Below are 23,922 nucleotides of genomic sequence, written 5' to 3'. Positions count from 1 at the left end.
CACCGAGAAGCGCCGTGACGATCGGCACAGGACGAGTCCTGGCCCAATGCTTCTGTGTTCTCCGCGACCTTCGCAGTCCGGGACGCTTCCTTTCACCGGACGCCGGTTCCGACGATTCATGCGGGGCCGACACGATCGTCCGCGCCGACGGAACTTCCGAAACCCCATCAGCGGCGAGACCGTCCGCGACGCGCCTCTCCGGGTCCGCCGTGCCTGTTGCGGCCCGTCCGGCCCCGAACACCGACGCATCCGGATCAACACCAGAACCCGACGGCCGACCGGGCACCGTCGACTTGGCCCCAGGCCGTCCCGCATCCGAACCTCGGCCAGACGCCCCCGAATCGGAGGCGACCTCGCGCGAGATCGCGACGGGCGTGGCGCTGGACAGCCCTGCTTCCCGTGCGGCCGGCTGCCCTGGGGCGTCCTCGCGCGAGATCGCGGCGGGCGTGGGGCTGGGCGGCGCTGCTTCCCGTGCGGCGGGGTGTTCTGGGCCGTCCTCGCCCGGCGCGGGCGGGGTGGAGAGGGTCTCGAGGGCTTCGGTCCAGCGGGACAGTTCGGCGGCGATGTCGGGTGCGGCGTCGCCGTGGGCGCGGAGGCAGGCGGTGACGAAGGCGACCACGAAAGCGTGGCGGGGCGGGTTGGGGAGGCGCTTGCCGTTGAGGTTGTCCGAGAGGGTGCTGACGGGCAGCGCGTCGGCGGGTGGACGGCCCGGGACCTCGACGGTTCCGGCGAGCCGGGTCAGGGTTCGCAGGGACGGCCGGCCCGCCCAGGCGCGGAGGCGCTGGAGCGCGTGCAGGAACTCGGCCGGGGTGGTCGCCGACCGGGGGTCGGGCCGCCTTTCGGTATCGGCGTCCAATCTGGGTCTCCTCCCGAAGTCCATCGCTCTCGGGTGATCCGTCCCGCGAGGGACAGCACATCGCATGGATCGACTTCGGACAAGGGCCTGACGCGCGAGTCGGGTGCGTCCGGATTCGTCCGGACGTGCCGGAAGTGTTGCCGGACACTCGACCGGACAGATCTGGTGAACTCATGATCCAAATCGTCCGAGTGGGCCTCACCCTGGTCGGGGCCCTGTTCCTCACCGTGCTCGGCGGTCTGGCCTACGACACGATGACGGCCCACGCGGCGCACGCCGAGGCGAGCACGCACCGCGTGCCGCCGATCTGCGTCGTCCGGCCGGGATTCGTCCAGGCGCAGAACTGCCGTCCCCCGACCTCCGTGTGGCGGCTCACCCTGCCGAGGCCCGACCGGCCGCGCTTCCAGCTCCCGAAGCCGTCGCGTGTCGTGCCGACGCCGATGCCCGCGCCCGGCCGGACGACTCCGGACGGCCACCGCACACCCTCCGCCGGACGGCCGAGGACGCTGCCCGCGCCGACAGCGAACCCGGGTCCGGTCCGTCCGGTCTCGCCGGACGGACGCGGCGTGGTCGGCGCCGACTCTTCAGGGCTTCCGCAGTCCTCTCCGTCCGGGACGCCGCAGTCCTCCTCGTCCGGGACGCCCAACTCCCCGGCTCCGGTCGCCGCGGCCGGTCCGGTCGGCGGAACCAGACGGTCAGGAGCATCCGGACGGCGCGGAAGGGGCAACCGGGGCTCGTCGTCCAACCCGCCCGCGCCGCGGCAGCCGTCCGGCGGCGAGCCGGAGAAGAAGCCGTCGGCCTTCAAGCGTGCCCGGGGCGCGAACACCCGCTTCTGGTGGGAGACCACGCTGTGGGACAACGCCCCCGCTCCCGGTTCGGGGCTCAGCCTGGACGACCCGTTCTACCGGGAGAAGGTGATCGCGCAGATCCTCGCCCAGCGTCTCCAGAAACTCAACGAAGGGGGAACGGATCTCGGGCACCCGCGCGGGATCAGCATGAGCACCCTCTTCAAGGCCCTCGTGGAAGACGGCACCGCCTACCGGAAGGCGATGCTGCGCAAGAACTACCAGAAGCTTTTGAAGAAGGCCAAGCTGAACGTCCACGACCGGCGGGTGGACTACAACCGGGCCCAGCGTTCCGGTGACCAGAAGGCCATAGAACAGGCCCGTAAAGCGCTCACCGACGCCGAGGACCACTTGAGGGCACTGGAGAGGATCGAGCGCGAATGGCTCCGGCACAACCGGGACGAGCGCAAGGCGAACAGGGGAAAGAAACCCGCGCCCAAGCCCGGCAAGCACACCAAGGGCCCCAACAAGAAGGGGAATTCCGGCAAGGGTAAGAAGGGCGGCTCGTCTCCCAAGGGGAACAGCGGCAACCCGACGAACAAGCTTCCCGGAATTCCCGGACTGCCCAACGCGCCGTTCATGCCGGGCGATCCGTTCAAGCAAGCTCCGCAGACTCCCGGACGCAAGGGACCGAACCGGCGTCCCCCGGCGCAGACCCCACCCACGCCCAACCAGCCGGGCCAGCCGGACTGGAAGCCCGCGCCGAACGCTCCGGGCCAGAAGCCAGGACAACCCAACCAGGACCCGGGGACGCACCCGGACCACTCCAAGCCCGTCCAGCCGAATCCGGCCCCGCAACCAACCCCGGCCCCTGCCCCGGCGCCCGCGCCCTCACCGGCTCCGGTACCGGACGCGCCCGCTCCCACCCCCGTGCCTCCCGTGCCGACCGACCCGGCCCCGGTGACGCCGGGCGACCCGCCCCCCGGGCAGGTCAACCCGCCGAGCCCCTACGCGCCCCCGGCCAGGCCCACGCCTTGGGAGGACACTCCGCCGCCCGGAGCGACCCCGCAGCGTCCGAAGTACCCGGACCAGCCCAACCAGCCCGCACCCGCACCCGAGCCCGAGAAGAAGCCGAAGCCGAAGAAGGGGATGCCCCGGGACTGGTGGAAGTTCTGGAAGCACCCACCGACGATTCCGTTCACACGCATCCCGCTCCCCTACATCCCCGGGTTGCCGATCCCGATTCCCGTCCCCGTCCCGGTGGCGGACGGTCAGCCCCCTCACCGCGAGCCGTCCCAGGCCCGGCCCGCTCCGCGCACGCCGAAGCCGTCACCCGCGCGGCCGGCGCCCGCGCCCGCGCCCGCGCCGAGTCAGCGGTACCACGCCAGTCCGCCCAGCAGCGGCAACAGCGTCAACCCTGACCACGACAACAGTTCGCCGAAGCCGGACGGCAACGACGGCAACCGGCTCGGCGAAGGCAGCCACCCCGGCGACAGCAGCGGCCCTCCGGACAGCGGCCCGCCGTCCACGGGCGGAGGCGGCGGCAGCCCGAGCACCGGAGGAGGAGGCGGCGGATCCGGAGACGGCTCCGGAGGGGGCGGCGGAACGGGCGGCGGCTCGCCCGACAGCAGCAGCCCCGACCCCGGCCCCGACTCCCCCGGACATCTGGACAAGCTCGACCCCGGCCCCAGCCCGTCCGGAAACGCCCCTGACCCGAGCACGAGGGTCTAGGCCCCGCCGGACGGGAGGCCCGTGCCATCCAGGCGCGGGCCTCCCGCGCGTTCCCGGGCATCGGCCCGCAACAGCCGCATGCCGGGAACAACGCCCTCACCTCGGACGTTTCGGAGAACGAGGGCTGGAATACGTCCTCCCGGACGAGGAGCGCGCCGTACCCGGCAGGCAAAGACGACGCGTCGCGAATGCCGTCGTCCACGTCCGGGAGTTTCGATCATGGCTTGGGTGCTCATCGTCGTCGCGGGTCTGCTCGAGGTCGCCATGGCCTCCTGCCTGAAGCTGAGCAAGGGCTTCAGCCAGTTCTGGCCGTCCGCCGGGTTCCTCTTCTTCGCCGTCGCGAGCTTCGGGCTGCTCAGCCTCGCCCTCAGGTCGCTCGACGTCGGCACCGCCTACGCCGTCTGGACGGGCATCGGCGCGGTCGGCACCGCGACCGTCGGCATCGTCGCGATGGGCGACAGCGCGTCCCCGATGCGTCTCGGCGCGCTCGCCCTCATCGTCATCGGCATCATCGGCCTGAACCTCGCGGGCTCCAACGCCCACTGACCTGCCGGTTCCGCGTCCCGCCGAGGATCCGCCGGGCCAGGGCCACGGAACGTCCGGACGCGGGGACAGAGTGAAGCGGGAACCTCCGGGTCGGTTCGGGCGTCGTACTCGTCGCGATGAGTGAACCCCCCGGCCTCACGCCCGCGGAGCGGCGGGTCTGGCACGCGTTCCCGACCGGCGCCGAGATCGTGTTCGGGGACGAGCGTCCCACCGGCCCCGACCCGGACCGGACCGTCCGCGCCCACGTGATCAACCAGCTGCTGCTCGGCGGCGGCGAGACGCGCGACGGGTTCGTCTCCGCCGTCCGGATCCGCGGGGCCTACGTGATCGGGCACATCGACCTGTCCGGCGGGTCCGTCCGGCACGAGCTACGCCTCAGGTTCTGCCGCCTGGTCGAGAAGCCGCTCCTCATCAACTGCCGTACCAGCGCGGTCCGGATGACCGACTGCCTGCTGCCCGGTCTCGACGCGGGTGGCCTCCATGCCGACGGCACCCTCAGCCTGTCCCGTTCGGTTCTCGAGGGCGGGATCCAGATGCCGCGCGCGCAACTGCTCGGCGGGTTCGGAATGAATGACGCGGTGGTCACCGAATCCGAGCCGGAGCGGTGGGCGGTGTTCAGCGGCGGGATGACCGTCGAGAACGGGTTCTTCGCGCGGAACGCCACGCTCACGGGCGGGGTCCGGCTGGTCGGGGCGCGGATGAACGGCGGGCTGTTCATGGAGGGCTCGACCCTCAGCAACCCAGGCCGCATCGCGCTGGACGGCGAGAACATGGTCGTCCAGGACGCCGCGGAGCTCTCCAAGGGATTCCACTCGCAGGGGACGGTCCGGCTCCGCAACGCGCGGATCAACGGGACGCTCTCGTTCGACTCGGCCGTCCTCGACTCGACCGACCCGGACCGGATGGCGCTGCACGGCAGCCACATGGTCGTGGACGAGCTGCTCATGAACCTCGCCGAGCCGATCAAGGGCAGGCTGTCGCTGTCGTACTCGCGGATCGACGTCCTGATGGACCGGCCGCGGATCTGGCCGGAGGAGATCTACCTCGACGGGCTCGTGTACCAGACGCTGCGCGGCCCGGCCACGCCGAAGGACCGGCTGCGCTGGGTGTCCCGCGACCCGCAGTTCCACCTGCAGCCGTACGAGCAGCTCGCGTCCTGGTACCACGGCATCGGCCACGACGACGTGGCGCGCCGGGTGCAGCTGGCGAAGCTGCGGGCGCGGCGGCGACGGCTCGGCCCGGTCGAGCGGGCGTGGAGCGTCGTCCTCGACTGGACGGTCGGGTTCGGGTACCGGCCGTGGCTGGCGTTCGCGTGGTTCGCGGCGCTCGTCGGCGTCGGCACCGGGGTCTTCTCGGCCGACCACCCGCATCCGATCAAGGAGAACGTGGAACTGCCGCACTTCCACGCGCTCGTCTACAGCCTCGACCTGCTCATCCCGCTGGACTCGTTCGGGCTGCAGAACTCCTACGACCCGACCGGCTGGACGCGGTGGGTGGCGTACGCGCTGATCTCGTCCGGCTGGGTGCTCGCGACCGCGCTCATCGCCGGGGTGACGCGCGTCCTGCGCCCCGAGTGAGGTGCTCTGTGTCCCGAGCGAGGCGCTCTGCCGGTCCGCGCGCACGAGTCGCGCGGACCGCGCCGATCATGTTGAGTGGGACGCGAGGGGAGAGTCCATGGGCACTTATCTGATCACCGGCGCGACCGGGGGCATCGGCGGCGCGGTCGCCGATCTGCTGCGCGACCGGGGGCACGAACTGATCCTGACCGGGCGGTCACCTGAGCGGCTGGCGGCCGTCCAGGCACGGCTGTCGGGGGGCGCGCACGCGCGCACGCAGGAGATCCGCCAGGTCAACGCGGAACGGCACGGCGCGTCCGACCCGCGTGTGGCGGGCGGCACGGGCACGGCGACCGACACGCGCGTGACGACGCTGCCGCTCGACCTCGCCGCGCCGCGCCGCCTGGAGGCCGCGCTCGCCGCCGCCGGGCTGCCCGCCCGGCTGGACGGCCTGGTCTACGCGGCCGGGGTCGCGCACCTGGACACGGTCGCCGACACCGAGACCGACGAGTGGATCGAGCACCTGTCGGTGAACCTGGTGTCGGCGGCGGAGCTGACCCGGCTGCTGCTGCCCGCGCTGCGCGCCGCCCGTGGCCACGTCGTCTACGTGAACTCCACGGCCGGGCTGCGCGCGAACCCGCGCTGGGGCGCGTACGCGGCGAGCAAGTGGGGCCTGCGCGCGCTCGCCGACTCGGTGCGCGCCGAGGAGCCGGACATCCGCGTGACCTCGTTCTTCCCGGGACGGACGGCCACGGAGATGCAGCGCCGCGTCCGCGCCCAGGAGGGCGGGGCCTACGACCCGTCCGAGTTCGCGTCGCCGGAGACGATGGCCCGCACGGTCGTCGCCGCCCTGGAGACACCCCGCGACGCCGAGATCACCGAACTCGTCGCCCGCCCCAAACGCTGACCGCTCCGTCCGGCAGGGGCCACCCGCGGGTTCACTCGCTGCGCGGCCTCCGCAGCATCCATGCTGCGAGGACGCCGCCTATGAGGCCGAAGAGGTGGCCCTGCCAGGAGATGGACGGGTCGCTCGGCAGGACGCCGACGAGCATCGTGCCGTACACGGCGACGACGCCGACGGCGAGGGCGATGTCGAGCAGGCGGCGTTCGAACAGGCCGCGGCCGATGAGGTAGCCGAAGAACCCGAAGATCAGGATGCTGGAGCCGAGGGTCAGGGCAGAGCTGGTGAACCAGACGCCGAGGCCGCCGACCACGATGATGACCAGGGACGCCGCCAGGAACTTGGCGATGCCGCGGATGGCCGCGAGGAAGCCGAGGATCAGGAACGGCACGGTGTTGGCCATCAGGTGCCCGAAGCCGACATGCAGGAACGGCGCGGTGAAGATGTCGGGCAGGTCGCCGACGTCGTGCGGGTGGATGCCGTACTGGTCGAGGCGTCCGTTCGCGACGTAGTCGACGCCCTCCAGGACCCACATGCCCGCCGTGACGAGCAGGATGAGGGTCGCCGCCGCCAGGGCTCTGGTGCCCTGCGTGGCGAGGCCCTCGTTCCGACTCTCCCGCTGGACCGGGGAGTAGCTCATGTTCCCACCCCGTCGCTCGACTGCCACCGTCCTGTCAACGATCGTCCCCCGCCCGGACGTTCCCGTCCAGGGCGGACGGCGATGTGGCGGACGTCGCGTCCGGGGCTTCCGCCGGACGTCGCGTCCGGGCGTCCGGCGGGCGGCGGGGTCGGGGCGTGGGTCAGGCGGCGGCTTCGGTGATGTCGCCGCGGACGGTGATCACGGGCAGGTGGTGCTTGACGGGGGCGTCGGCGCGGCGGCGGAGGAGGCGGCGCTCCTCGGGGGTCGTCCCGCCCCAGACGCCGTCGGGCTCGCCGACGCGCAGGGCCCACCGGAGGCAGTCGGCGACGACCGGGCAGTTGGCGCAGATGGCCTTGGCCTGGCGTTCCTGCTCGCGCAGGACGGGGGCCGCGTACCCGATGGGGAAGAACAGGTCGGGATCGGCGCCACGGCAGATGGCGTGGTCGCTCCAGTGCTCTTCTGCGGCGTTGGGGTTCGGCATGAGACTGTGCTCCCTGCGACGGCCCGGCAGGTCGCGCCGGGCGGTTCGGGATGGGGTGGTTGTCCACCCAACGTAGTACTACGAACCGTAGTACTACAAGTCGCGGCGCCGGGTTGCCTGAACCGGCCGGTAGGGCGTCCGGATAATCTGTCCGCGTGCGCCCGGCTCGAGATGTGACCTTCCGCGTTGCCACCCGCGATGACCTGCCCGAAATCGTCCGGCTGCTGGCCAACGACCCGATCGCCGCGAACCGCGAGCAGGTCGGGGGCGCAGGCGTGCCCGAGGCGTACTTCACCGCCTTCGCCGCGATCGAGCGGGACCCGAACAACTCGGTGATCGTCGCCGAGCTCGACGGCGAGATCGCGGGCTGCCTCCAGCTCACCTACATCCCCGGCCTCACCTACACCGGCGGCGAACGCGCCCAGGTCGAGGGCGTGCGGGTGGCCGCCGAGCAGCGCGGGCGGGGCATCGGCCAGCTGATGGTCGGGTGGGCGATCGAGCAGGCCCGGACGCGCGGGTGCCGGCTGGTCCAGCTGACGACCGACCGGCAGCGGCCCGAGTCCATCCGCTTCTACCAGAAAATCGGCTTTCGTCCGTCCCATATGGGGATGAAGTACCACCTGGACGCGTCCGAAACCTCCGAACCCGGCTGAGTTCGGCCGGACCCGGGTCCACCAGGGCTTTTTTCGTGATGTTCGCCATGAAAAGCTGACTAAACGGACAGTGGTACGACACCGGAGGCCCTGCCGTGACCGAGAGCCATCTGGAGATCGAGCACAAGTACGACGCCGCCGACGACTTCGCGCTGCCGGACCTGTCCGGCCTGCCCGGCGTCGCCGGCGTCCGGGACGCCGCGCCCGTCCGGCTGCACGCGGCCTACTTCGACACCGCCGACCTGCGGCTGGCCGCGCGCGGGATCACCCTGCGACGGCGGCGCGGCGGCGCGGACGCGGGCTGGCACCTCAAACTCCCCGTCCCGGCCGGACGGCTGGAGGTGCGCGCCCCGCTCGGCCGCGCCCGCTCGGTCCCCGGACGGCTCGCCGCCCTCGTCGCCGCCCACACGCGCGGCGAGCCCCTGCGGCAGGTCGCGACCCTCGACACCGACCGCCACGTGACCCTCCTCCTGGACGCGGACGGGACCCGGCTCGCCGAGGTCGCCGACGACGCGGTCGTCGGGACCGTCCTGGACGCCGGGGCCGACGCCCACGCCGCCACGAGCCGGTGGCGGGAGGTCGAGGTCGAGCTGGTGGACGGCCCGCCGAAGCTGCTGAAGGCCGCGGGCAAGCGGCTCCGCAAGGCCGGGGCGCGCGAGTCGGCGGCGACGTCCAAGCTGGCCCGCCTTCTGGGCGGCAGGATCAAGCGCCGGGGCTCCGCCTCCAGAACCCCCTCCGGGAAGGCGCAGAGCGTGGGGGACGTCGTCGTCGCGCGCCTGTCCACGCAGGTGGACGCGCTGCTCCGGCACGATCCGGCCGCGCGGCGAGGCGAGGAGGACGCGGTCCATCAGATGCGCGTCGCGGCACGCCGGGCCCGAGCCGTCCTGCGCGCTTACGCGCCGCTCTTCGACCGCGAACGCGTCCGGCCGGTCGGGGACGAGCTCCGGTGGCTCGGCGGCGTCCTCGGTGAGGTCCGCGACCTGGAGGTCCTGCGGGCCCGGCTGACCCGGCGCTTCGAGGAACTCACCGAAACGGAACCTCCGGAACGGCCGCCCGCCTCACACGGCCCCGGCGCTTTCGTCCGCGTGGAAGATCCTGTGGACCCTGGGGACACTGTGGACGAGCCGGTGGAGCCTGTGCCGTCCTGGCTGGACGATCTCGCTCGGCAGGAGCGGGCCGCGTACCGGCGGATGAACGCGACGCTGAGCGAGTCCCGGTACTTCGCGCTGCTCGACGCGCTGGAGGCGTTGGTCGCCGAGCCTCCGCTGACGGCCCGCGCGCGGCGTCCGGCGGCCGAGGAGATGCCCGGGTTGCTCGACCGGGCGCGGCGGCGGCTCGTCCGGAAGCACGATGTCCTGGCGGACGGCCCGGAGGACGTCGAGATCGCGCGGCACGACGTGCGGAAGGCCGCCAAGCGCGTCCGGTACGCGGCGGAGACGGCGACGCCGGTCCTCGGCGCGGACGCCGAGCGGACGAGGCGGGACGCGAAGGCCGTGCAGACCGCGCTCGGCGAGCACATGGACGCGCTGATCACGATGCGCCGGATCGAGGCGATCGCCGCGGGCGTCCGCGACCCCGCCGAGGCGTTCACCCTCGGCCGGATCCACGGCGTCGAGCAGCGCGCCGCGGATGAGTCGCTCGCCCGGTTCACCTCCGCCTGGAACGCCTGACCAGGCCCTATCTCACGTCGTGGCGTTCCAGCGCGGCCAGGGAGTCGCCGGTGAGGTGCGCGACCCAGAACGCGCCCTTGCGCAGGGACGGGTCCTCCGGTGGTTTCTCGCCGAAGCGGCGGCACAGGCCGTTGACCAGCTCGCTGACGATCTCGCCGTGCGTGCAGACGATGAGCGGGCCGTCCGTGGAGAGCTCCAGCAGCCGGTCCAGGGCGCGGTCGGGGGCGGTCTCCCCCACCGTGAACGCGGGGTCGGTGGTCACGTCGGTCCGCGTCCGGCGCGCGCAGGGCAGGACGGTCGCGACACAGCGCGCGGTCGCCGAACTGGCCACGCGCGCGGATCCGAACGTGGGGAGCACGTCCGCCAGGGCGCGGGCCTCGGCGCGTCCGCGCTGGTCGAGGGGCCGTAGCTCGTCCGGTTCGTGCCAGTGGCGTTTCTCACCCGCCGAGCCGTGCCGGATGACGATCACCGGGCGGGTGCGGCGCGGCCCGGCGGTGAAGGCGCGCAGCAGGTCCCGGTCGAGCGAGTAGCTGAGCCGTCGTCCCGCCTCGTCCGGGGGGAGCCACTCCAGCGCGTCCACCTCGTGGTTCGGGACGAACGCGGGCCCGGTGGACGCGACGGGCGACGCCGCCCACCAGTCGACCCGCTTCGGACGGCCGCCCACGACGTAGTCCGCGGACGGGAGGCGGCGGCCGAGCTCCGCGACGATCCCGGTCTCCTCGACGATCTCCCGGACGGCCGCGCGCAGCACGTGCTCGCCCGGCTCGACATGCCCCTTGGGGAACGTCCAGTCGTCGTGCCGCGGCCGGTGGATCACCCCGACCTCGAGCCCGCCGTCCGCGTCCTCGCGCCACAGCAGTCCACCGGCGGCGCGGACGGCGTCCGGCTCCGGCGGGACGTGCGAGAGGAGCGCGCCGCCGCCGTCCTCCGAAGCGGAACCCCCGGCGTCCGCCGCGGATCCGGGTTCAGGCATCGACCGTCCTCCAGCGGCGCGACCGGACCAGGTGGGTCTGGATGTCGAGGAGCTTCTCACCGGACGCGGCGGCGCGGCGGGCCCAGTCGCCGTCGCCGTCCAGCCACCAGGCGTGGGTGTCGTCGTCCATCGCGAGGTCCATCAGGTCGACGAGCTGGTCGCTCTGCTCCCGGTCGGCGACGCGGACGAGCGCCTCGACCCTCCGGTCCAGGTTGCGGTGCATGAGGTCGGCGCTGCCGATCCACACCTCGGGGTCGCCGCCGTTCTCGAACACGTACACGCGGGAGTGCTCCAGGAACCGGCCGAGGACGCTGCGCACCCGGATCGTCTCCGACAGGCCGGGCACGCCGGGACGCAGCGCGCAGATCCCGCGCACCCACACGTCCACCGGGACGCCCGCGCGGGACGCCTCGTACAGCGCGTCGATGGTGACCTCGTCCACCAGCGAGTTGCACTTGATCCGGATGCGCGCGGGACGGCCCGCGCGCCGCGCCTCGGTCTCCCGCTCGATCCGCTCGACCAGGCCGGGCCGCAGGGACCGCGGCGCGACCAGCAGCCGCCGGTAGCCGTCGTTGCGGGAGTAGCCGGTGAGGTGGTTGAACAGCGCCGACACGTCCTCGCCGACGGCCGGGTCGCTGGTCAGCAGGCCGAAGTCCTCGTACAGCCGGGCGGTCTTGGAGTGGTAGTTGCCGGTGCCGATGTGGCAGTAGCGGCGCAGCACCCCGTCGGCGTCCTGCCGGACGACCAGGGCGAGCTTGCAGTGCGTCTTCAGCCCGACGAACCCGTACACGACGTGGCAGCCCGCCTGCTCCAGCTTGCGCGCCCAGGCGATGTTCGCGCGCTCGTCGAACCGGGCCTTCAGCTCGACCACGACCACGACCTGCTTGCCCGCCTCGGCGGCGTCGATCAGCGCGTCCACGATCGGGGAGTCGCCGGACGTCCGGTAGAGCGTCTGCTTGATCGCCAGGACGCGCGGGTCGGTCGCGGCGTCCTCGATCAGGCGCTGGACGGTCGTGGTGAACGAGTCGTACGGGTGGTGGACGAGGATGTCGCGCTCGCGGATCGCGCCGAAGATCCCGGCGTCCTGCGCGATGGCCTCCTTCGACGGCACGAACGGCGGATAGCGCAGCTCGGGACGGTCCAGGTCGGCGATCGCGGACATCCCGGCGAGGTCGAGCGGGCCGGGCACGCGGTAGATCTGGTCGTCGTCGATGCTCAGCTCGGTGGTGAGCAGCTCCAGCACGGCCGCGGAGATCGACTCCTCGACCTCCAGCCGGACGACCGGGCCGAAGCGGCGGCGCAGCAGTTCGCGCTCGAGCGCCTGGAGCAGGCCCTCACTGATGTCGTCGTCGATCTCCAGGTCCTGGTTGCGGGTGACGCGGAACGCGTGGTGCTCCAGCACCTCCATGCCGGTGAACAGCTGCCCGAGGTGCGCGGCGATCACGTCCTCGAGCGGGGTGAACCGGTCCGGGGACGCCTCGATGAACCGCGGCAGCACCGGCGGGACCTTCACCCGCGCGAACATCGACTTCCCGGTCTCCGGATCCCGGACGATCACCGCGAGGTTCAGCGACAGGCCGGAGATGTAGGGGAAGGGGTGCGCCGAGTCGACGACGAGCGGGGTGAGGACGGGGTAGATGCGGTCCCGGAACAGCCGCCGCATCCGCTCCTGCTCGGTCTCGGCGAGCTCGTCCCAGCGCAGGATCTCGATGCCCTCCTTGGCGAGCCCGGGGAGCAGCTCGCCGCGGAAGCACGCGGCGTGCCGCAGCATCAGCTCGTGCGCGACCTCCGAGGTCCGCGCCAGCACCTCGCGCGGGCGGCGGCCGGACGCGGACTTGACCGCCAGGCCCGTCGCCATCCGCCGGGTCAGCCCCGCGACCCGCACCATGAAGAACTCGTCCAGGTTGGACGCGAAGATCGCCAGGAACCGGACCCGCTCGAGCAGCGGCAGCTCGGGGTCCTCCGCCAGCTCCAGGACGCGCTGGTTGAACCGCAGCCAGCTCTCCTCCCGGTCGAGGTAGCGCTCGTCGGGCAGCGCACCCGGCCCGGAGGTATGGGGGATATGTCCTGGATTGACGGTCATGCGGCACATGCTCCCCGGTCAAGGTGAACGGTGATGAAACGGCTGTGTCTCGTCCCCCGTTTGCGGCTCTTGTGGCGGTTACTCCCGATCATGCCCGCCGAACGGCGTGATCACTCGGGGACGGGGCCTCCTCGAACCACGAATCCGCACGTGCCACCGCACGTCCCGAGGACTGCGCGCAGGTGGCGGGGCCGCGACGGGGGCCGACGGCGGGGAGTAACGACCTGTCCACAGAGAGAGATTGGGACGGGAACCTACCGTGGGTACAACAGGAGCGTGGCCCCTCAGAAACTCAGCACCGCAGCGCCCACCCCCGCCAGCCCCACCGCGGCGCCCGCCCTTCCACCCGACGCGACCTCCGCCACCCCAGGCGCGCCGCCCGCGGGCGCGGCATCCGCAAGCGCGGCGTCCGCAAGCGCGTCGTCCGCAAGCGCGTCGTCCGCAAGCGCGTCGTCCGCCGTCGCGGGCGCGTCGTCCGCGGGCGCGGGCGCGTCGTCCGCCGTCGCGGGGGCGTCGTCCGCAGGCGCGGCGGCGTCCGCTGTCCCAGGCGCGGCGTCGGTCGTCGCCGGGGCGGCATCGGTCGTCGCCGGGGCGGCGTCCGTGGGCGCGACCGTCCCGTGGGCGCGCTGCCGCGCGGTCTTCGGCTGCTCCGGACGCGTCGTCGAACCGTTCCGCGGCTGTCCCGCGCACCTGCGCCCCGGTGAACGGGCGCTGTTCGTCGGACGCCTGCGCCCCGGCGGCGATCTGGACCTGCGCGGCGTGACCGTCCCGGCCGACCTGCTGTCGGACGTCCTCGACGCGCTCACCGGCCCGGACCGGCGCCCGCACCTCGGCCGCACCCGCCTGGACGGCGCGGTCCTGCCGTCGGCGGCGGCGCTGCGCGGCGCGTGCTTCGAGGGCGACAGCTCCTTCGACGGCGCGGCGTTCGTCGGCGGCGCGTCCTTCTACGACGCCCGGTTCTTCGGGAACGTGTCGTTCCGGGGCGCGCGGTTCGGCGGCAACGCGTCCTTCCACCAGGCCCGCTTCCACCGGCACGCCGCGTTCACCGAGACCGTGTTCGCCGGGGACGCCCTGTTCGGCGAGGCGTCCTGGCTCGCCGACGCCGACTTCACCCGCGCGGTGTTCATCGGCGCCGCAGCGTTCGACCGCGCCCGGTTCGGCCGCGACGCCGGGATGCAGGCGGCCTGCTTCGGCGGCGCGCTGTCCTGCCGCCGCGTCCGCGTCGGACGGCACGCCCGGTTCGACCGCGCCCGGTTCCGGCGCGGGCTGTGGCTCGGCCCGCTCGCCGCCGGGGAACGGCTCGTCCTCACGGGCGTGTCCGCGCACGGCGGCGTCCAGGTGCAGGCCAGCGCGGGCCGGATCGAGGCGGACGGGCTGACCGTCCGCGGCGACGCCGACCTGCGCGTCCGCGGCGCCGACCTCGACCTCACCGGCGCGGTCTGCTTCGGGCGGCTGCGCGTCCGGGCCCAGCAGCGGCCGTTCTGCGGCATCCCCGAGAGCGCGGGCACCGCACCGGACGTCCGGGTGCTGTCGGTCAGCGGCGTCAGCGCCCCGCGCCTCGACCTCACCGACGTCGACCTCAGCCGCTGCCGGTTCCTCGGCCTCCAGCACCCCGACGACCTGCACATCCGGGGACGCTGCGCGTTCGCGACCCGGCCAGGCCCCCGAGCGCTGGCCGGACGCGCCCGCGCCGTCCTCAGCGAGGACTCCGGCTCCGAACCCCCGTCCCGGCTGGCCGTCCTCTACCGGCAACTGGCCCACGCGACGGCCGACGCCGACGGCGGCCCGGCCCGCGACTTCCGCTACCGCGCGCTGGAGCTCCGCCGCCACAGCGACCCCGACCAGTGGCGCCGCTGGGCCCTCCACCTGCTCTGGATCACCTGCGGCTACGGACTCCGCGCCGGCCGGACGATCGCGTGGATCGCCGTCCTGGCCGCGCTCGTCGTCGGCGGCGCGACCCTCGCGGAACACTCCCACCGGCACGCCGCCGCCCATCAACACGGAACGACCGCCCACCGGATCTGAAGCGTCCGCCGGGGCGAATCGCCACCGGCTCCGAGCACCTCCGAGCGGCCCCGACGCCCGAGCGGCGCCGACTCTGAACCGGCCCCTGTGTCGGTTCAGAATCGACCTGATCGCTCTCGCGTTCGGAGTCACCGCCCTTGCGGAACAAGGACCATCCGGGGCTCTCGCCTAACCTCCCCGGACCGTCTGCCTAACCTCGCCGGACCGCCCGCCTTACCTCCCCTGGATCCGGCTCCTTTACCGCCGGACCGCGACCTGACACACGGCGTTCACTGGACCGAACGCGTCAAATGTCAGACCCCTGGGTAATGATGCGGAACATGAGCAGGGAAACCCACAACGGGTTGCGGTGCCCGCACTGCGAAACGCCCCTCACTCTCGTCGCCGCGACCGATCATGACCACTCGCCCGCGACGCCGGGCGCATTCCCGACCCCCACTCCCACCCCCGCGGAGACGGCCGCTCCGACCACGATCGGCATCGGCCCGCCCCTTCGGGTACGCGACGAAACACCGCCGCCGGTCTCCGAAGTCCTCGCCGAATACGCCGGACGTCCGAAAGACCCGCTCATCAACGCCCGTGGAATGGCACGCGTCCGTGAAAGCCTCGAACGCGGCCGTTCCGCCGCCGCCCAACGCCGCCTCGCCCAACGAGCCGCCCGCCGCACCGCCCGCTCCGCCTAGAAATGCCTTACCACTAAAGCCCCGCCCCATCCTGAAGCACCACCCGAACACGCGCCAGGTGCGCCTCGAGTGAACCTGAACCACGCGGGGCAAGGGCACCACGCGAGGTGTAGCGGCCCCACAGGGTGAAGCGCCGCGCGGGAGTGGCGCGCGGCGCTTGGTCCGTCGCCCTTCCGGAAGGGCGGGTCATGGAAAGGACGGTCAGCTCGGGGCCGAGGCCGTCCATTCGTGCGAGTTGATCAGGATCGAGAACAGCACTGAGCCCGCCCGAACGCCCGGGTAGCGGTCGCTCTGCTTGACCAGGACGTCCTGAGAGCCGAGCGCGCGTCCCTCCGACGGGTTGATGATCAGGCGGCTCTGCAGCGCGGCGCCGGCCTGCCCCGGACGCGTCATCGCGATCGCCACACCGGTCCGCCCCCGGTCGTCGGTGACCTTTCCGAGCGAGGCGACCGACGGAAGCCCCGCGAGCATCCGGAACGCCGCCGCGCGCACCTTCGGGCTCACGGCCATGTCGGTGACCAGGCCGCGCGCGACGTCGAACAGCCATTCGTCGGCGGTGCTCTTTTGATCCACCGCCTCCGTGCCGTGGCCCTGGTACCAGCGCAGCAGCTCGGCCTTCAGCGTCTTCGGGTCAGACGGAAGAGCCTTGACCTGCTTCATCGTCACGTTCCGGCCGAGCCAGTACACCGCGCCCTTGGGCAGTCCCTGCCGGGTGATCCTGACCTTGCCGGGGGTCGTCGACAGCGAAAGCGGCTTGTACTTCCCGTTCCCTGCCGGGATCTTCACCTGCCAGGACGTCGGGGAACCGGCCTTCCGCCACATCGCCTTGTCCGCGTCGGTGACCGGGTGCGCGCCCAGCTGCTGGGCCCGCGCCACCATGAGACCGGTCGGCGAGTTCGGCGTCCAGCTCTCATCACGCTGCTCGTCGACCACGGTGTAGGACATCGCGCCGGACCCGACTCGCATGTACTGGCGGTTCAGGCGCGTCACGTGCCAGAAGGCGCCGGACGCGGCGGGCTGCCGGTCGGCGGTCTCGGCGGCGGTCAGCAGGACCGTCCGCCCGTCGAGCGACTGCGACCCGTCGTGCTTCTTCGCGGCCGGGGTGCCGCCGCCTCCGTCGCCACTCATCGGCACGAGCACCGCCGCCGCCACCGCAGCCGCCGCGACACCGGCCAGCCCAAGGCCCCACACCGGCCGGACGCGTCGCCGCGCGGGCGCCGTCACGGTCGTCGTTCCATGTGCGCCGTGCTTGGCCCGCGCCATCTCCCGCTCCCGGGTCTCGGCGTCGACCGGCGCGTTCGGGTCCAGCTCGTCAGGACGTGCGTTCATCAGCATCTCCATCGCGTCACGCTTCACGTTCTTGCCTCCTCGCGCGTCAGGCCGCATGGCCGACCCGCTTCACTCCCTGGTCACGTTCCGTCTCCGACACACCGGCTCTCTTCGAGGTCCCAACACCGTCCGGGGCGTGGCGGGTGGCGGTGGCGCGCTTCGGCTCGTCCTGCTCGACCGCCTGCTGGAGGCGGCGGCGGGCCCGGTGGAGCCGGACGCGGAAGGCCGCCTTCGAACAGCCGAGGACGCGGGACGCGTCGCGGGGCGTGAGCCCCTGCCACGCGGTGAGGATCAAGATCTCCCGGTCGTCCTCCGACAGCGTGGCGAGCGCGCGCAGCACGCCCATCCGCTCGGCGACCTCCACCGCGACGTCCCCGGCCGGGCCGGGCGCGTACTGCCACATCTCCTGGGCGGCCTCCGCGCGCCGGACCTCCGCGCGGTGCCCGTCGCGCAGCACGTTCCGCGCCACGCCGAGCAGCCACGGCAGCGCGGGCTCCGGCACGTCCCGGATGCGCCGCCAGGCGATCGCGAAGGTCTCGCTCACCACCTCGTCGGCGATCTGCCTCCCGGCGCGCGCGGTGGCGTACGCCCACACGCGCTGCCGGCAGGCGTCGTAGATCGCGGTGAACCGCTCTTCATCGGCCGTCACCTGCTTCTCCGTCCGTCCCGGTGTGTTCCGTCACCAGGTAGTGGTGCGCCGGAGGCCAGTGTTACCGGCGTGATCGCGAAATCTCGCAGCACGCCCGGCCTCCCGCCCCGGCCGAAGGGCTCCCGGGCCGGACGACGGGCCCGTTCGGAGGGCTTCTGAGCCGGGGTCCTGTGGCGGGGGTCCTGTGGCGGGGGTCCGTGCCAGGGGTTCCGTCGTGACGTCCGGTCCGGGATGACTTCACTCTCTTTTGGCTGAATTCGCGACTTTAAGAGAATTGTTCGGCGCCCGCCGGTCGCCGCGGAAGTGTTTCCCCGTTTCCCGACACGGCACGCCTTCCTCACCGCTAGCATCCCGCGAGTTGGCGATCGTCAATGCCTTTCCCCATTTCATCAAGGAATGGAAAAGGCTCTTCCTGGAGGGCATCAATGAACAGACGCGCCGTCCGATCTGGGGCCCTGCCGCTGGCGGCGGCGCTGCTGCTCGGCGCATGCGGCGGGCATGACGGGGGCCACGCGGACGCGGCGGCCAGGCCGGGTCAGGGGAAGGCGGACACGCCGGAGGCGACGACCTTCGCGACGATCCTCGGCGTCCCGGCCGACCCCGCCCCGGACGCGGGCACCTCCGGCCTGGTCGTCCACCCCGAGGGCGCCCGGCCCGTCCTGGACCGTCCGGGTGGGAGGACCGTCGCGGTCCTGCCGTCCACCGAGCTCGGCGGGCCCACCTGGGTCCCCGCGGTGCAGGAGGACGGCGAGTGGCTGCGCGTCCTGCTGCCGAGCCGCCCGAACGGCACGACCGGCTGGATCACGACCCGGGGCGGAGGGATCCGCACGGCGCACACGCCGTACGTGATCAGGGTGGACGTCACGCACCGCGCGCTGACCCTCCTCAAGGACGGTCACCAGGTCGGCCGCTGGACGGTCGCGGTCGGAGGTCCGAGCACCCCGACGCCGCCCGGCCGGACCTTCGTCATGGCGTCGCTGTCCCCGGCGAAGCGGACGCCGAGCCCGCTGGTGCTGCCGCTGGGCACGCACTCGGCGACCCTCGACAGCTTCGGCGGCGGGCCGGGCACGGTGGCGCTGCACGGCTGGCCGGACGCCTCGGTGTTCGGCAAGCCGGTCACGCACGGCTGCGTCCGGGTCCCCCCGGCCGCGCTGCGCCGGCTGTCGGGGATTCCGCTCGGCACCCTCGTCCACCTGACCTGACCTTTCACGGACGGGCCTCCCCGGCCGCGCTCCCGCGAGCCCGTCCCGACCTCTTCCTCTCGAACGGAGAACACATCATGCGTTTCGGAACGGCCACCGCACGCCTGACCAGGGTCGTCGCGCTCGCCACGGCGGGCGGCCTCCTCGCCGCGACGCCGTCCTTCGCCGCCACCCACGGCGACGCGGCCGGTGGCGCGGGCAGCGCGCCCGGCGCGGAAGGCAGCGCCTTCGGTCTGGCCCTGACCGGCCCGATCCCGCTCGACCCCAAGCCCGCCGTCGCGTCGGCGAAGGGCGTCCAGCGCGCGTCCATGCTGAACGAGGAGCGCCTCAAGGTCGTGAAGGCCGCCGCTCTGGACGTCGCCGCGTCCCCCGCGAAGTCGCAGGCCAGGGTCGCCAAGCTGCGGGTCCCGGAGATCCAGTTCGCCGCCGACGCCGTCCGGGCGCGCTGCACGGGCGGGACGGGCACGTCCGACCTGGTCGGCGCCACGATCGGCGGGAAGCAGCTGCCCGTCGCGCCCGCGCCCAACACGACCATCCCGGTGGACCTGCCGAAGCTGGGCCGCGTCGCGCTGACCCTCAACAAGCAGGAGCGCACGCCGACCGGCACGCGCGTCACCGCGGTGGACCTGACCGCGCCGCTGGCGCACCTCGGCCCCGAGAACGTGCGCGTCTCGTCCGTGACCTGCAACGCCGCCGGTCAGACCGCGCCCGGCGGTCAGGCCGCACCGGGCGGGCCGGGCGGTCAGGGCGCGCCCGGCGGGCCGGGACGGCCGGAGAGCCGCCCGGGCACCCTGCCCGGAGGCAAGGGCGCACCCGCGATGAAGCCCCCGTCCACCACCGGGGTGGGCGATGCTCCGCGTCCGAACCCCGTCCGGCACGAACTCGCCGTCACCGGCTGACACCACGCGAAAGCCCCGCGTCCCGGATTCCGGGATGCGGGGCCTTTTCCATTTATGACGAATTCGAACGCCGCCCGGCCCGCTCTATCGGACGGTCAGCCGAAGGACTTCTCGAAATGGACGACCGAACCCTCCTTGTCGGCACGTCCGCTGATCTCCAGGTCGTCGGTGAACGCGTGCATCAGCGTGAGGCCGCGGCCGTTCTCGTCGTGGACGGGATCGTGCGTCCCCGTCCAGCTCTGCGGGACGTCACCCCCGCCGCCGTCGATCACGTCCACGACGCAGCGGCCCGGATCGAGCTGGGCACGGATCTCATAGGCGGTGCTGGACACGGCGTGCTGAATGACGTTCGCGCAGGCCTCGCCCAGTGCGAGCGCGATGTCGGCCCGGACGTCCGAGGCGACCCCGAGCCCGCGGAGCGAGGCGTCCAGCGTGTGCCGTGCGAGGGGCGCGCTCTCCGCGTCCCTCGGCAAGGTCATTTCGATGACGACCTCCATGGAACCGCCTCCGTTCCCTCGATGGGACCAGAATTCCCGGCAGGCACCACGGGAAACGCCAGGTACCGGCAATGTGACCGTGACCGTGCGCAATGTGAGCGCTGACCGGCGTCACCCCGAACGGCCGCCTTCGCGGCGATCCGTCCGCGTGTGCTGGGGATATCCGCGCAGCGTGACGTCGCGCGCACTACGCTCCAGGCTTCCGGGCCTCGATGAGCGTTCGCGCAGAATGCGCTACGAACGAACCATCCCGCCGGATCCGCTCGTCCATCTCCCTGAGCCGCTCCGGATACTTCTCGGCGGTGAACCCGGGCACGATCCAGATGACCTTGCGCAGGAAGTAGACGACGGCCCCGATGTCGAGGAACTCCATCCGCAGCCGCTCAGTCCGCAGGTCGACGATCTCCAGCCCGGCCGCCCGCGCCGCCGCGGCCTCCGCCTCCGGATCCCGCGCGCGCCGCGCCTCCGGCTGCGGACCGAGGAAGTGCTCCACCACCTCGAACACGCTCGCCGGGCCGACGTGCTGCGCGAAGTACGTCCCGCCGGGCTCGAGGACCCGCGCGATCTCGTCCCACCACACGGTCGCCGGATGCCTGCACGTGACCAGCTCGAACGCCCCGTCCGCGAACGGCAGCGGCGGCTCATCCGGCGTCGCGACCACCACCACCCCGCGCGGCCCGAGCAACCGCGTCGCCCTGGCCGCGTTCGGCGGCCACGACTCGGTCGCCGCCATCGTCACCGGCAGGCTCGCGGCCCGCGCGAGCACCTCGCCGCCCCCGGTCTGGACGTCCAGCGCCGACCGGACGCCCGCCAGCCGCGAGGCCATCGACCGCGCGTACCCCCAGGACGGCCGCTCCTCCGTGGCCCGCCCGTCCAGCCAGGAGAAGTCCCACCCCTCGACCGGAACCTCGGACGCCTCGTCCACCAGCTCTTCGAAGCCCCTCACCGTCACTCCCTCCGCAGCACAAGCGCCTGAGCCACGATGACCCGGTCCCCGTTGAACGTCACCGACGGCGGCCCGTGCAACTCGTAACCCAGGTCCAGCGCCTCACTGACCCGCCAGCAGAACGCGGCGTCGTCCGGCCCCGTCAGCACCCGATACCGCGGCAGTTCACGCTCATCAGTCATACCGCGATCTTACGAACCAACCGTCACACCCTTCTGCGATGCTGCGCCCATGACCCCACTCAAACTGATCGAAACCAGCCCCGGCTCGTTCTCCCTGCTCCTGAACGCGGGAACCACCCAGGTGGACGCCCTGGTCGAGCAACACGGCCACGAACCGAACGGCTACTTCTGGGAAGGCGTCGCCCGCTTCCTCGTCACCACCGAAGCCCCGTCCCTGGAGGGCCGCTTCTCCTACGACCCCGAAGCGGGCATGTTCTGCGCCTACGGCCGCGACCGCCCCGCCCTCGAAGAACTGGCCACCCTCCTCGCCCCCACCACCACAACCCCCACCCGCATGACCACCCTCCTCAAGGCAGCCCAAGCCGCCAACCACGACTTCGACGACTGACCTGCTTCCTGCGGGAGTCCTGGAACCTGGGACTGCCCGACGACGGGTGTTACTCGCCGGGTTCGCCTGTGGACGGTGTCCTTCTCAGGGGCTCGCTGGCGACGCCGAGTTCTTGGCGGGCCGCCTCCATGAAGGCGAAGCGGAGTTCGCGCTTGGGCGGTGATCCGTCCGCGACGGTTCGTCCCCTGAGCAACGCGTCGAGGGCGAGCGTGTAGTCGTGGGCCGCCTGCGCGACGGCAGGCGAGCACACCAACTCGGGCACCTTCTTGGCCAGCCAGAGCAGGTGCAGTCGCTTCCACACCTCGGACTCGTCCACTCGCTCGCCCATGGACCGCCGGTCCAGGCACATCTCCACCTGCTGGGCCGCGGACAGGAACTCCATGAGCGCCTCCTTGCGCTCCGAACGCTCCGCACTGGCCTGCTCGAACCGCGTCCGCCGCGCCTCGACACGCGTCGAGAGGTACTGGCCGACCAGGGTCCCGGCGGACCCGAGCACCACGCCCGCCAGAGGCAGAACCGTCGCCGTCACGCTCATGTCGCTCGGACGTCCGACTCCAGCCACCGGTTCCCGTCCGGAAATGTCCGGGCCCCCCGCCACAATCGGGCTCATGGTGGAGCTGACGGCCCGGACGATCGCGAACCGGCTGGTGGAACTCGACATGGTCACCCGGACGCGTGCGGACGCCGCGCTGGCGGCGATCGCCGAGTACTCGGCGGATCACGACGAGGAACTCGATCCCGAGGACGTCCTCGACGTCATGTACGAGTTCGGCGTGACCGTGGTCGTCCACGGTGAGGACGTCTGCGACCTCGAAGAGAGCTACCGGGAGATCTTGGAACGCGCGGCGGCCTGCTCGGGCGAGTTCACCGTCTCCGACGTCGCGCTCGTCGAGGAGGACGACGAGGAGTTCCTGCGGTTCCGCCTCAACGGCGAGCCCGCGTCCTGGCCCGTCGAGCACCTGGCGGACGACTACCTCGACCAGCTCGGCGTGTGGCAGGCCATCGACGAGCTCGCACCGGGCGGGGACGACCCGCGCGTCTTCCACGCGATCACCGACGACGACAGCTGCACCGACGACATCTACGTCCTGGCCACCCCCGACCAGGCCCGCGCCCTCCGCGACGACCTCGGCCTCAACCTGGACATCCGCGCGACGCCATAGGAATTCCGTGCCTTGCATGGTTCCTGGAGTCCAGCGATGACGAGTCCCTAGACCCGGACACCGCCGTTCAGCAACTGGAGTGGATCGCCCACGTCCTCGGCAAACAGTCCGGTGACGACCTGGCTCTGATCCTCGACGTCGTCAACCAGATGGCCTCCGACGCCACCACACCCGAGATGCAGGAATTCCTGGCGACCTTCCCGGAGAACATGGGGCTGCTCGACGAGAAGTAGCCGCCAACGACCGATACCGCTGCCCCGTGATCTCAAACGACCACATTCGGCAGGACGACCGCATCTCCACGATGCGGATCGATTCGCTGGCCGAGCTTCCGAGTCGGATCGCTGAGTTCAACGCCGCAGCGAGCCGACCGCCGCAGAAGCCGGTCGTCCCGGGGAGCGGACGGCTTCGATGGAGTGAACCGGATTCGGCTGTGGCGCGTCCCATCGGCATCACACCCACCGCCCAGGAGCCGCCATGACCGTGCGCATCGCCGCCGCCTTCACCGTCCTCGGCCTCGCCCTCACCGCCTGTTCCAACCCGCTCGCGCCGAAGGCCGAGCCCAGCCCGCCCAAACCTCAGGAAACCGCGACGACGCCCGCCCCGCCGAGCACCCCCGCCGCGCTCCAGCTCGGCACCCCGGGAACTGCCGCGACGCCATATATCGCGGCGTCCGTCACCGCGCTCACCTACCGGCAGCCGCTGCCAGGCAGGCACCTTCCGCGCATGGGCTTCGAATGGGCGGGGGCGGAGGTGGAGACATGCGTGAAGCGGTCCACGGCGACGCGCGCGACCGTGGCCGTCCAGTCGTGGAGCCTGCGGCTGCCCGACGGATCCACCGTCCAGCCAGAGGAGCCGTTGGCCACGAACTACGAGGTCCCCCTGTACCCGATCACCCCGCGCGACGTCCGGGCGGGAGACTGCGTGCGCGGGTGGGCCGTCTTCGAGGTGCCCGGCAAGGCCCGGGCCACCGCCATCGTCTTCAAGGCGACCAACCCCGACAGCCCGATCGCACCGATCACCTGGGCGTTCACCTAAGTCGGCGCAGGTAGTCAACGACGACGACTCGGCACCCTTCACCCCA

23 protein-coding genes and 1 riboswitch are annotated in these 23,922 nt (G+C 72.4%); of the genes, 13 read left to right on the top strand and 10 right to left on the bottom strand.

All coding sequences use genetic code 11. From position 1 onward, the window contains the following. Window positions 1-1,029: 1,029 nt before the first annotated feature. The 4 genes from P696_RS57425 (at window position 1,030) to P696_RS0113355 (ending at window position 6,381) form a co-directional block, all read left to right on the top strand. Window positions 1,030-3,372 (top strand): hypothetical protein, encoded by a 2,343-nt coding sequence (locus P696_RS57425; RefSeq protein WP_211245725.1) that lies wholly within the window; start codon window positions 1,030-1,032, stop codon window positions 3,370-3,372. A gap of 117 nt (window positions 3,373-3,489) precedes the next feature. Further along, a riboswitch (guanidine-III (ykkC-III) riboswitch) is annotated at window positions 3,490-3,556 on the top strand. A 35-nt stretch (window positions 3,557-3,591) separates the two neighbouring features. After that, the gene (locus P696_RS0113365) at window positions 3,592-3,918 is read left to right on the top strand and encodes a DMT family transporter (RefSeq protein ID WP_026412747.1); all 327 of its coding nucleotides are present in this window, start codon (window positions 3,592-3,594) and stop codon (window positions 3,916-3,918) included. Between the two features lie 116 nt (window positions 3,919-4,034). After that, complete coding sequence (locus tag P696_RS0113360; protein ID WP_026412746.1) at window positions 4,035-5,495, top strand: hypothetical protein; 1,461 nt, start codon at window positions 4,035-4,037, stop codon at window positions 5,493-5,495. Between the two features lie 97 nt (window positions 5,496-5,592). Next, entirely contained in the window at window positions 5,593-6,381 is a 789-nt protein-coding gene (locus tag P696_RS0113355) for an SDR family oxidoreductase (RefSeq protein ID WP_026412745.1), read from the top strand. A 31-nt stretch (window positions 6,382-6,412) separates the two neighbouring features. Here the strand turns inward: P696_RS0113355 and P696_RS0113350 are convergent, their stop codons facing one another. Together P696_RS0113350 and P696_RS0113345 are read right to left on the bottom strand one after the other, a co-directional pair. Next, window positions 6,413-7,015 carry a rhomboid family intramembrane serine protease gene (locus P696_RS0113350; protein WP_026412744.1) on the bottom strand — a complete coding sequence of 201 codons (603 nt, stop codon included), beginning with the start codon at window positions 7,013-7,015 and terminating at the stop codon, window positions 6,413-6,415. Window positions 7,016-7,175: 160 nt separating this feature from the next. Next, window positions 7,176-7,496 (bottom strand): WhiB family transcriptional regulator, encoded by a 321-nt coding sequence (locus P696_RS0113345; RefSeq protein ID WP_026412743.1) that lies wholly within the window; start codon window positions 7,494-7,496, stop codon window positions 7,176-7,178. 173 nt (window positions 7,497-7,669) lie between these two features. Here P696_RS0113345 and P696_RS0113340 point away from each other — a divergent pair, with 173 nt between their 5' ends. After that, window positions 7,670-8,149 carry a GNAT family N-acetyltransferase gene (locus P696_RS0113340; RefSeq protein WP_026412742.1) on the top strand — a complete coding sequence of 160 codons (480 nt, stop codon included), beginning with the start codon at window positions 7,670-7,672 and terminating at the stop codon, window positions 8,147-8,149. Window positions 8,150-8,244: 95 nt separating this feature from the next. Then, a complete protein-coding gene (locus tag P696_RS0113335) occupies window positions 8,245-9,819 on the top strand; it encodes a CYTH and CHAD domain-containing protein (protein WP_026412741.1) in 1,575 nt (524 codons plus the stop codon). A gap of 7 nt (window positions 9,820-9,826) precedes the next feature. Here P696_RS0113335 and P696_RS45180 read toward each other — a convergent pair whose 3' ends face one another. Both P696_RS45180 and P696_RS0113325 read right to left on the bottom strand, forming a co-directional pair. Continuing rightward, window positions 9,827-10,792, bottom strand: a complete 966-nt coding sequence (locus P696_RS45180) for an NUDIX hydrolase (RefSeq protein ID WP_084337385.1) — start codon at window positions 10,790-10,792, stop codon at window positions 9,827-9,829. Next, window positions 10,785-12,875, bottom strand: coding sequence for an RNA degradosome polyphosphate kinase (locus tag P696_RS0113325; protein WP_026412740.1), 2,091 nt, complete (start codon window positions 12,873-12,875; stop codon window positions 10,785-10,787). Before P696_RS0113325 ends, P696_RS45180 begins: the two co-directional genes overlap by 8 nt. 276 nt (window positions 12,876-13,151) lie before the next feature. Between P696_RS0113325 and P696_RS0113320 the strand changes: the two genes are divergently transcribed. Together P696_RS0113320 and P696_RS54325 are read left to right on the top strand one after the other, a co-directional pair. After that, on the top strand, window positions 13,152-14,900 hold the full coding sequence (locus P696_RS0113320) for a pentapeptide repeat-containing protein (protein ID WP_157429673.1): 1,749 nt from the start codon (window positions 13,152-13,154) through the stop codon (window positions 14,898-14,900). Window positions 14,901-15,220: 320 nt separating this feature from the next. Beyond that, window positions 15,221-15,583: a hypothetical protein gene (locus P696_RS54325; protein ID WP_084337467.1), complete on the top strand. Its 363-nt coding sequence runs from the start codon at window positions 15,221-15,223 to the stop codon at window positions 15,581-15,583. Window positions 15,584-15,784: 201 nt separating this feature from the next. Here the strand turns inward: P696_RS54325 and P696_RS52385 are convergent, their stop codons facing one another. Together P696_RS52385 and P696_RS45165 are read right to left on the bottom strand one after the other, a co-directional pair. Then, window positions 15,785-16,939: a CU044_5270 family protein gene (locus P696_RS52385; RefSeq protein ID WP_157429672.1), complete on the bottom strand. Its 1,155-nt coding sequence runs from the start codon at window positions 16,937-16,939 to the stop codon at window positions 15,785-15,787. Between the two features lie 19 nt (window positions 16,940-16,958). Continuing rightward, window positions 16,959-17,561 (bottom strand): RNA polymerase sigma factor, encoded by a 603-nt coding sequence (locus tag P696_RS45165; RefSeq protein WP_245627643.1) that lies wholly within the window; start codon window positions 17,559-17,561, stop codon window positions 16,959-16,961. 425 nt (window positions 17,562-17,986) lie between these two features. Here P696_RS45165 and P696_RS0113305 point away from each other — a divergent pair, with 425 nt between their 5' ends. Next, on the top strand, window positions 17,987-18,763 hold the full coding sequence (locus P696_RS0113305) for a L,D-transpeptidase (protein WP_034484582.1): 777 nt from the start codon (window positions 17,987-17,989) through the stop codon (window positions 18,761-18,763). 77 nt (window positions 18,764-18,840) lie between these two features. Then, entirely contained in the window at window positions 18,841-19,662 is an 822-nt protein-coding gene (locus P696_RS52380; protein WP_051467462.1) for a choice-of-anchor P family protein, read from the top strand. A 95-nt stretch (window positions 19,663-19,757) separates the two neighbouring features. On the opposite strand, the gene P696_RS0113295 is transcribed toward P696_RS52380, so the two are convergent. The 3 genes from P696_RS0113295 to P696_RS0113285 all read right to left on the bottom strand — a co-directional run bounded on the left by P696_RS0113295 (window position 19,758) and on the right by P696_RS0113285 (window position 21,287). Further along, window positions 19,758-20,159 (bottom strand): ATP-binding protein, encoded by a 402-nt coding sequence (locus P696_RS0113295; RefSeq protein ID WP_026412736.1) that lies wholly within the window; start codon window positions 20,157-20,159, stop codon window positions 19,758-19,760. A gap of 187 nt (window positions 20,160-20,346) precedes the next feature. Next, window positions 20,347-21,105 (bottom strand): methyltransferase domain-containing protein, encoded by a 759-nt coding sequence (locus tag P696_RS0113290; RefSeq protein WP_211245724.1) that lies wholly within the window; start codon window positions 21,103-21,105, stop codon window positions 20,347-20,349. 2 nt (window positions 21,106-21,107) lie between these two features. Beyond that, window positions 21,108-21,287: a DUF1737 domain-containing protein gene (locus P696_RS0113285; RefSeq protein ID WP_026412734.1), complete on the bottom strand. Its 180-nt coding sequence runs from the start codon at window positions 21,285-21,287 to the stop codon at window positions 21,108-21,110. A gap of 49 nt (window positions 21,288-21,336) precedes the next feature. Between P696_RS0113285 and P696_RS0113280 the strand changes: the two genes are divergently transcribed. Further along, window positions 21,337-21,675 (top strand): Imm51 family immunity protein, encoded by a 339-nt coding sequence (locus tag P696_RS0113280; protein WP_026412733.1) that lies wholly within the window; start codon window positions 21,337-21,339, stop codon window positions 21,673-21,675. Window positions 21,676-21,724: 49 nt separating this feature from the next. Here the strand turns inward: P696_RS0113280 and P696_RS0113275 are convergent, their stop codons facing one another. Continuing rightward, complete coding sequence (locus P696_RS0113275) at window positions 21,725-22,204, bottom strand: hypothetical protein (protein WP_157429671.1); 480 nt, start codon at window positions 22,202-22,204, stop codon at window positions 21,725-21,727. 79 nt (window positions 22,205-22,283) lie between these two features. On the opposite strand from P696_RS0113275, the gene P696_RS0113270 reads away from it, so the two are divergent. Together P696_RS0113270 and P696_RS52375 are read left to right on the top strand one after the other, a co-directional pair. Further along, window positions 22,284-22,838: a hypothetical protein gene (locus P696_RS0113270; protein ID WP_026412731.1), complete on the top strand. Its 555-nt coding sequence runs from the start codon at window positions 22,284-22,286 to the stop codon at window positions 22,836-22,838. 477 nt (window positions 22,839-23,315) lie between these two features. After that, window positions 23,316-23,876 (top strand): hypothetical protein, encoded by a 561-nt coding sequence (locus P696_RS52375; RefSeq protein WP_026412730.1) that lies wholly within the window; start codon window positions 23,316-23,318, stop codon window positions 23,874-23,876. Window positions 23,877-23,922 lie beyond the last annotated feature (46 nt).

The sequence above is a fragment of the Actinomadura oligospora ATCC 43269 genome, assembly GCF_000518265.1.
GTDB classification, from domain to species: Bacteria; Actinomycetota; Actinomycetes; order Streptosporangiales; family Streptosporangiaceae; genus Spirillospora; species Spirillospora oligospora.
This window is presented reverse-complemented; position numbering and strand designations above follow the sequence as displayed.

Bases quoted from the DNA above. Each gene is read 5' to 3' on its own strand.
- P696_RS57425 (WP_211245725.1), top strand. From the start codon at position 1,030: ATGATCCAAATCGTCCGAGTGGGCCTCACCCTGGTCGGGGCCCTGTTC.
- P696_RS0113365 (WP_026412747.1), top strand. From the start codon at position 3,592: ATGGCTTGGGTGCTCATCGTCGTCGCGGGTCTGCTCGAGGTCGCCATG.
- P696_RS0113360 (WP_026412746.1), top strand. From the start codon at position 4,035: ATGAGTGAACCCCCCGGCCTCACGCCCGCGGAGCGGCGGGTCTGGCAC.
- P696_RS0113355 (WP_026412745.1), top strand. From the start codon at position 5,593: ATGGGCACTTATCTGATCACCGGCGCGACCGGGGGCATCGGCGGCGCG.
- P696_RS0113350 (WP_026412744.1), bottom strand. From the start codon at position 7,015: ATGAGCTACTCCCCGGTCCAGCGGGAGAGTCGGAACGAGGGCCTCGCC.
- P696_RS0113345 (WP_026412743.1), bottom strand. From the start codon at position 7,496: ATGCCGAACCCCAACGCCGCAGAAGAGCACTGGAGCGACCACGCCATC.
- P696_RS45180 (WP_084337385.1), bottom strand. From the start codon at position 10,792: ATGCCTGAACCCGGATCCGCGGCGGACGCCGGGGGTTCCGCTTCGGAG.
- P696_RS0113325 (WP_026412740.1), bottom strand. From the start codon at position 12,875: ATGACCGTCAATCCAGGACATATCCCCCATACCTCCGGGCCGGGTGCG.
- P696_RS54325 (WP_084337467.1), top strand. From the start codon at position 15,221: ATGAGCAGGGAAACCCACAACGGGTTGCGGTGCCCGCACTGCGAAACG.
- P696_RS0113305 (WP_034484582.1), top strand. From the start codon at position 17,987: ATGAACAGACGCGCCGTCCGATCTGGGGCCCTGCCGCTGGCGGCGGCG.
- P696_RS52380 (WP_051467462.1), top strand. From the start codon at position 18,841: ATGCGTTTCGGAACGGCCACCGCACGCCTGACCAGGGTCGTCGCGCTC.
- P696_RS0113295 (WP_026412736.1), bottom strand. From the start codon at position 20,159: ATGGAGGTCGTCATCGAAATGACCTTGCCGAGGGACGCGGAGAGCGCG.
- P696_RS0113285 (WP_026412734.1), bottom strand. From the start codon at position 21,287: ATGACTGATGAGCGTGAACTGCCGCGGTATCGGGTGCTGACGGGGCCG.
- P696_RS0113280 (WP_026412733.1), top strand. From the start codon at position 21,337: ATGACCCCACTCAAACTGATCGAAACCAGCCCCGGCTCGTTCTCCCTG.
- P696_RS0113270 (WP_026412731.1), top strand. From the start codon at position 22,284: ATGGTGGAGCTGACGGCCCGGACGATCGCGAACCGGCTGGTGGAACTC.
- P696_RS52375 (WP_026412730.1), top strand. From the start codon at position 23,316: ATGACCGTGCGCATCGCCGCCGCCTTCACCGTCCTCGGCCTCGCCCTC.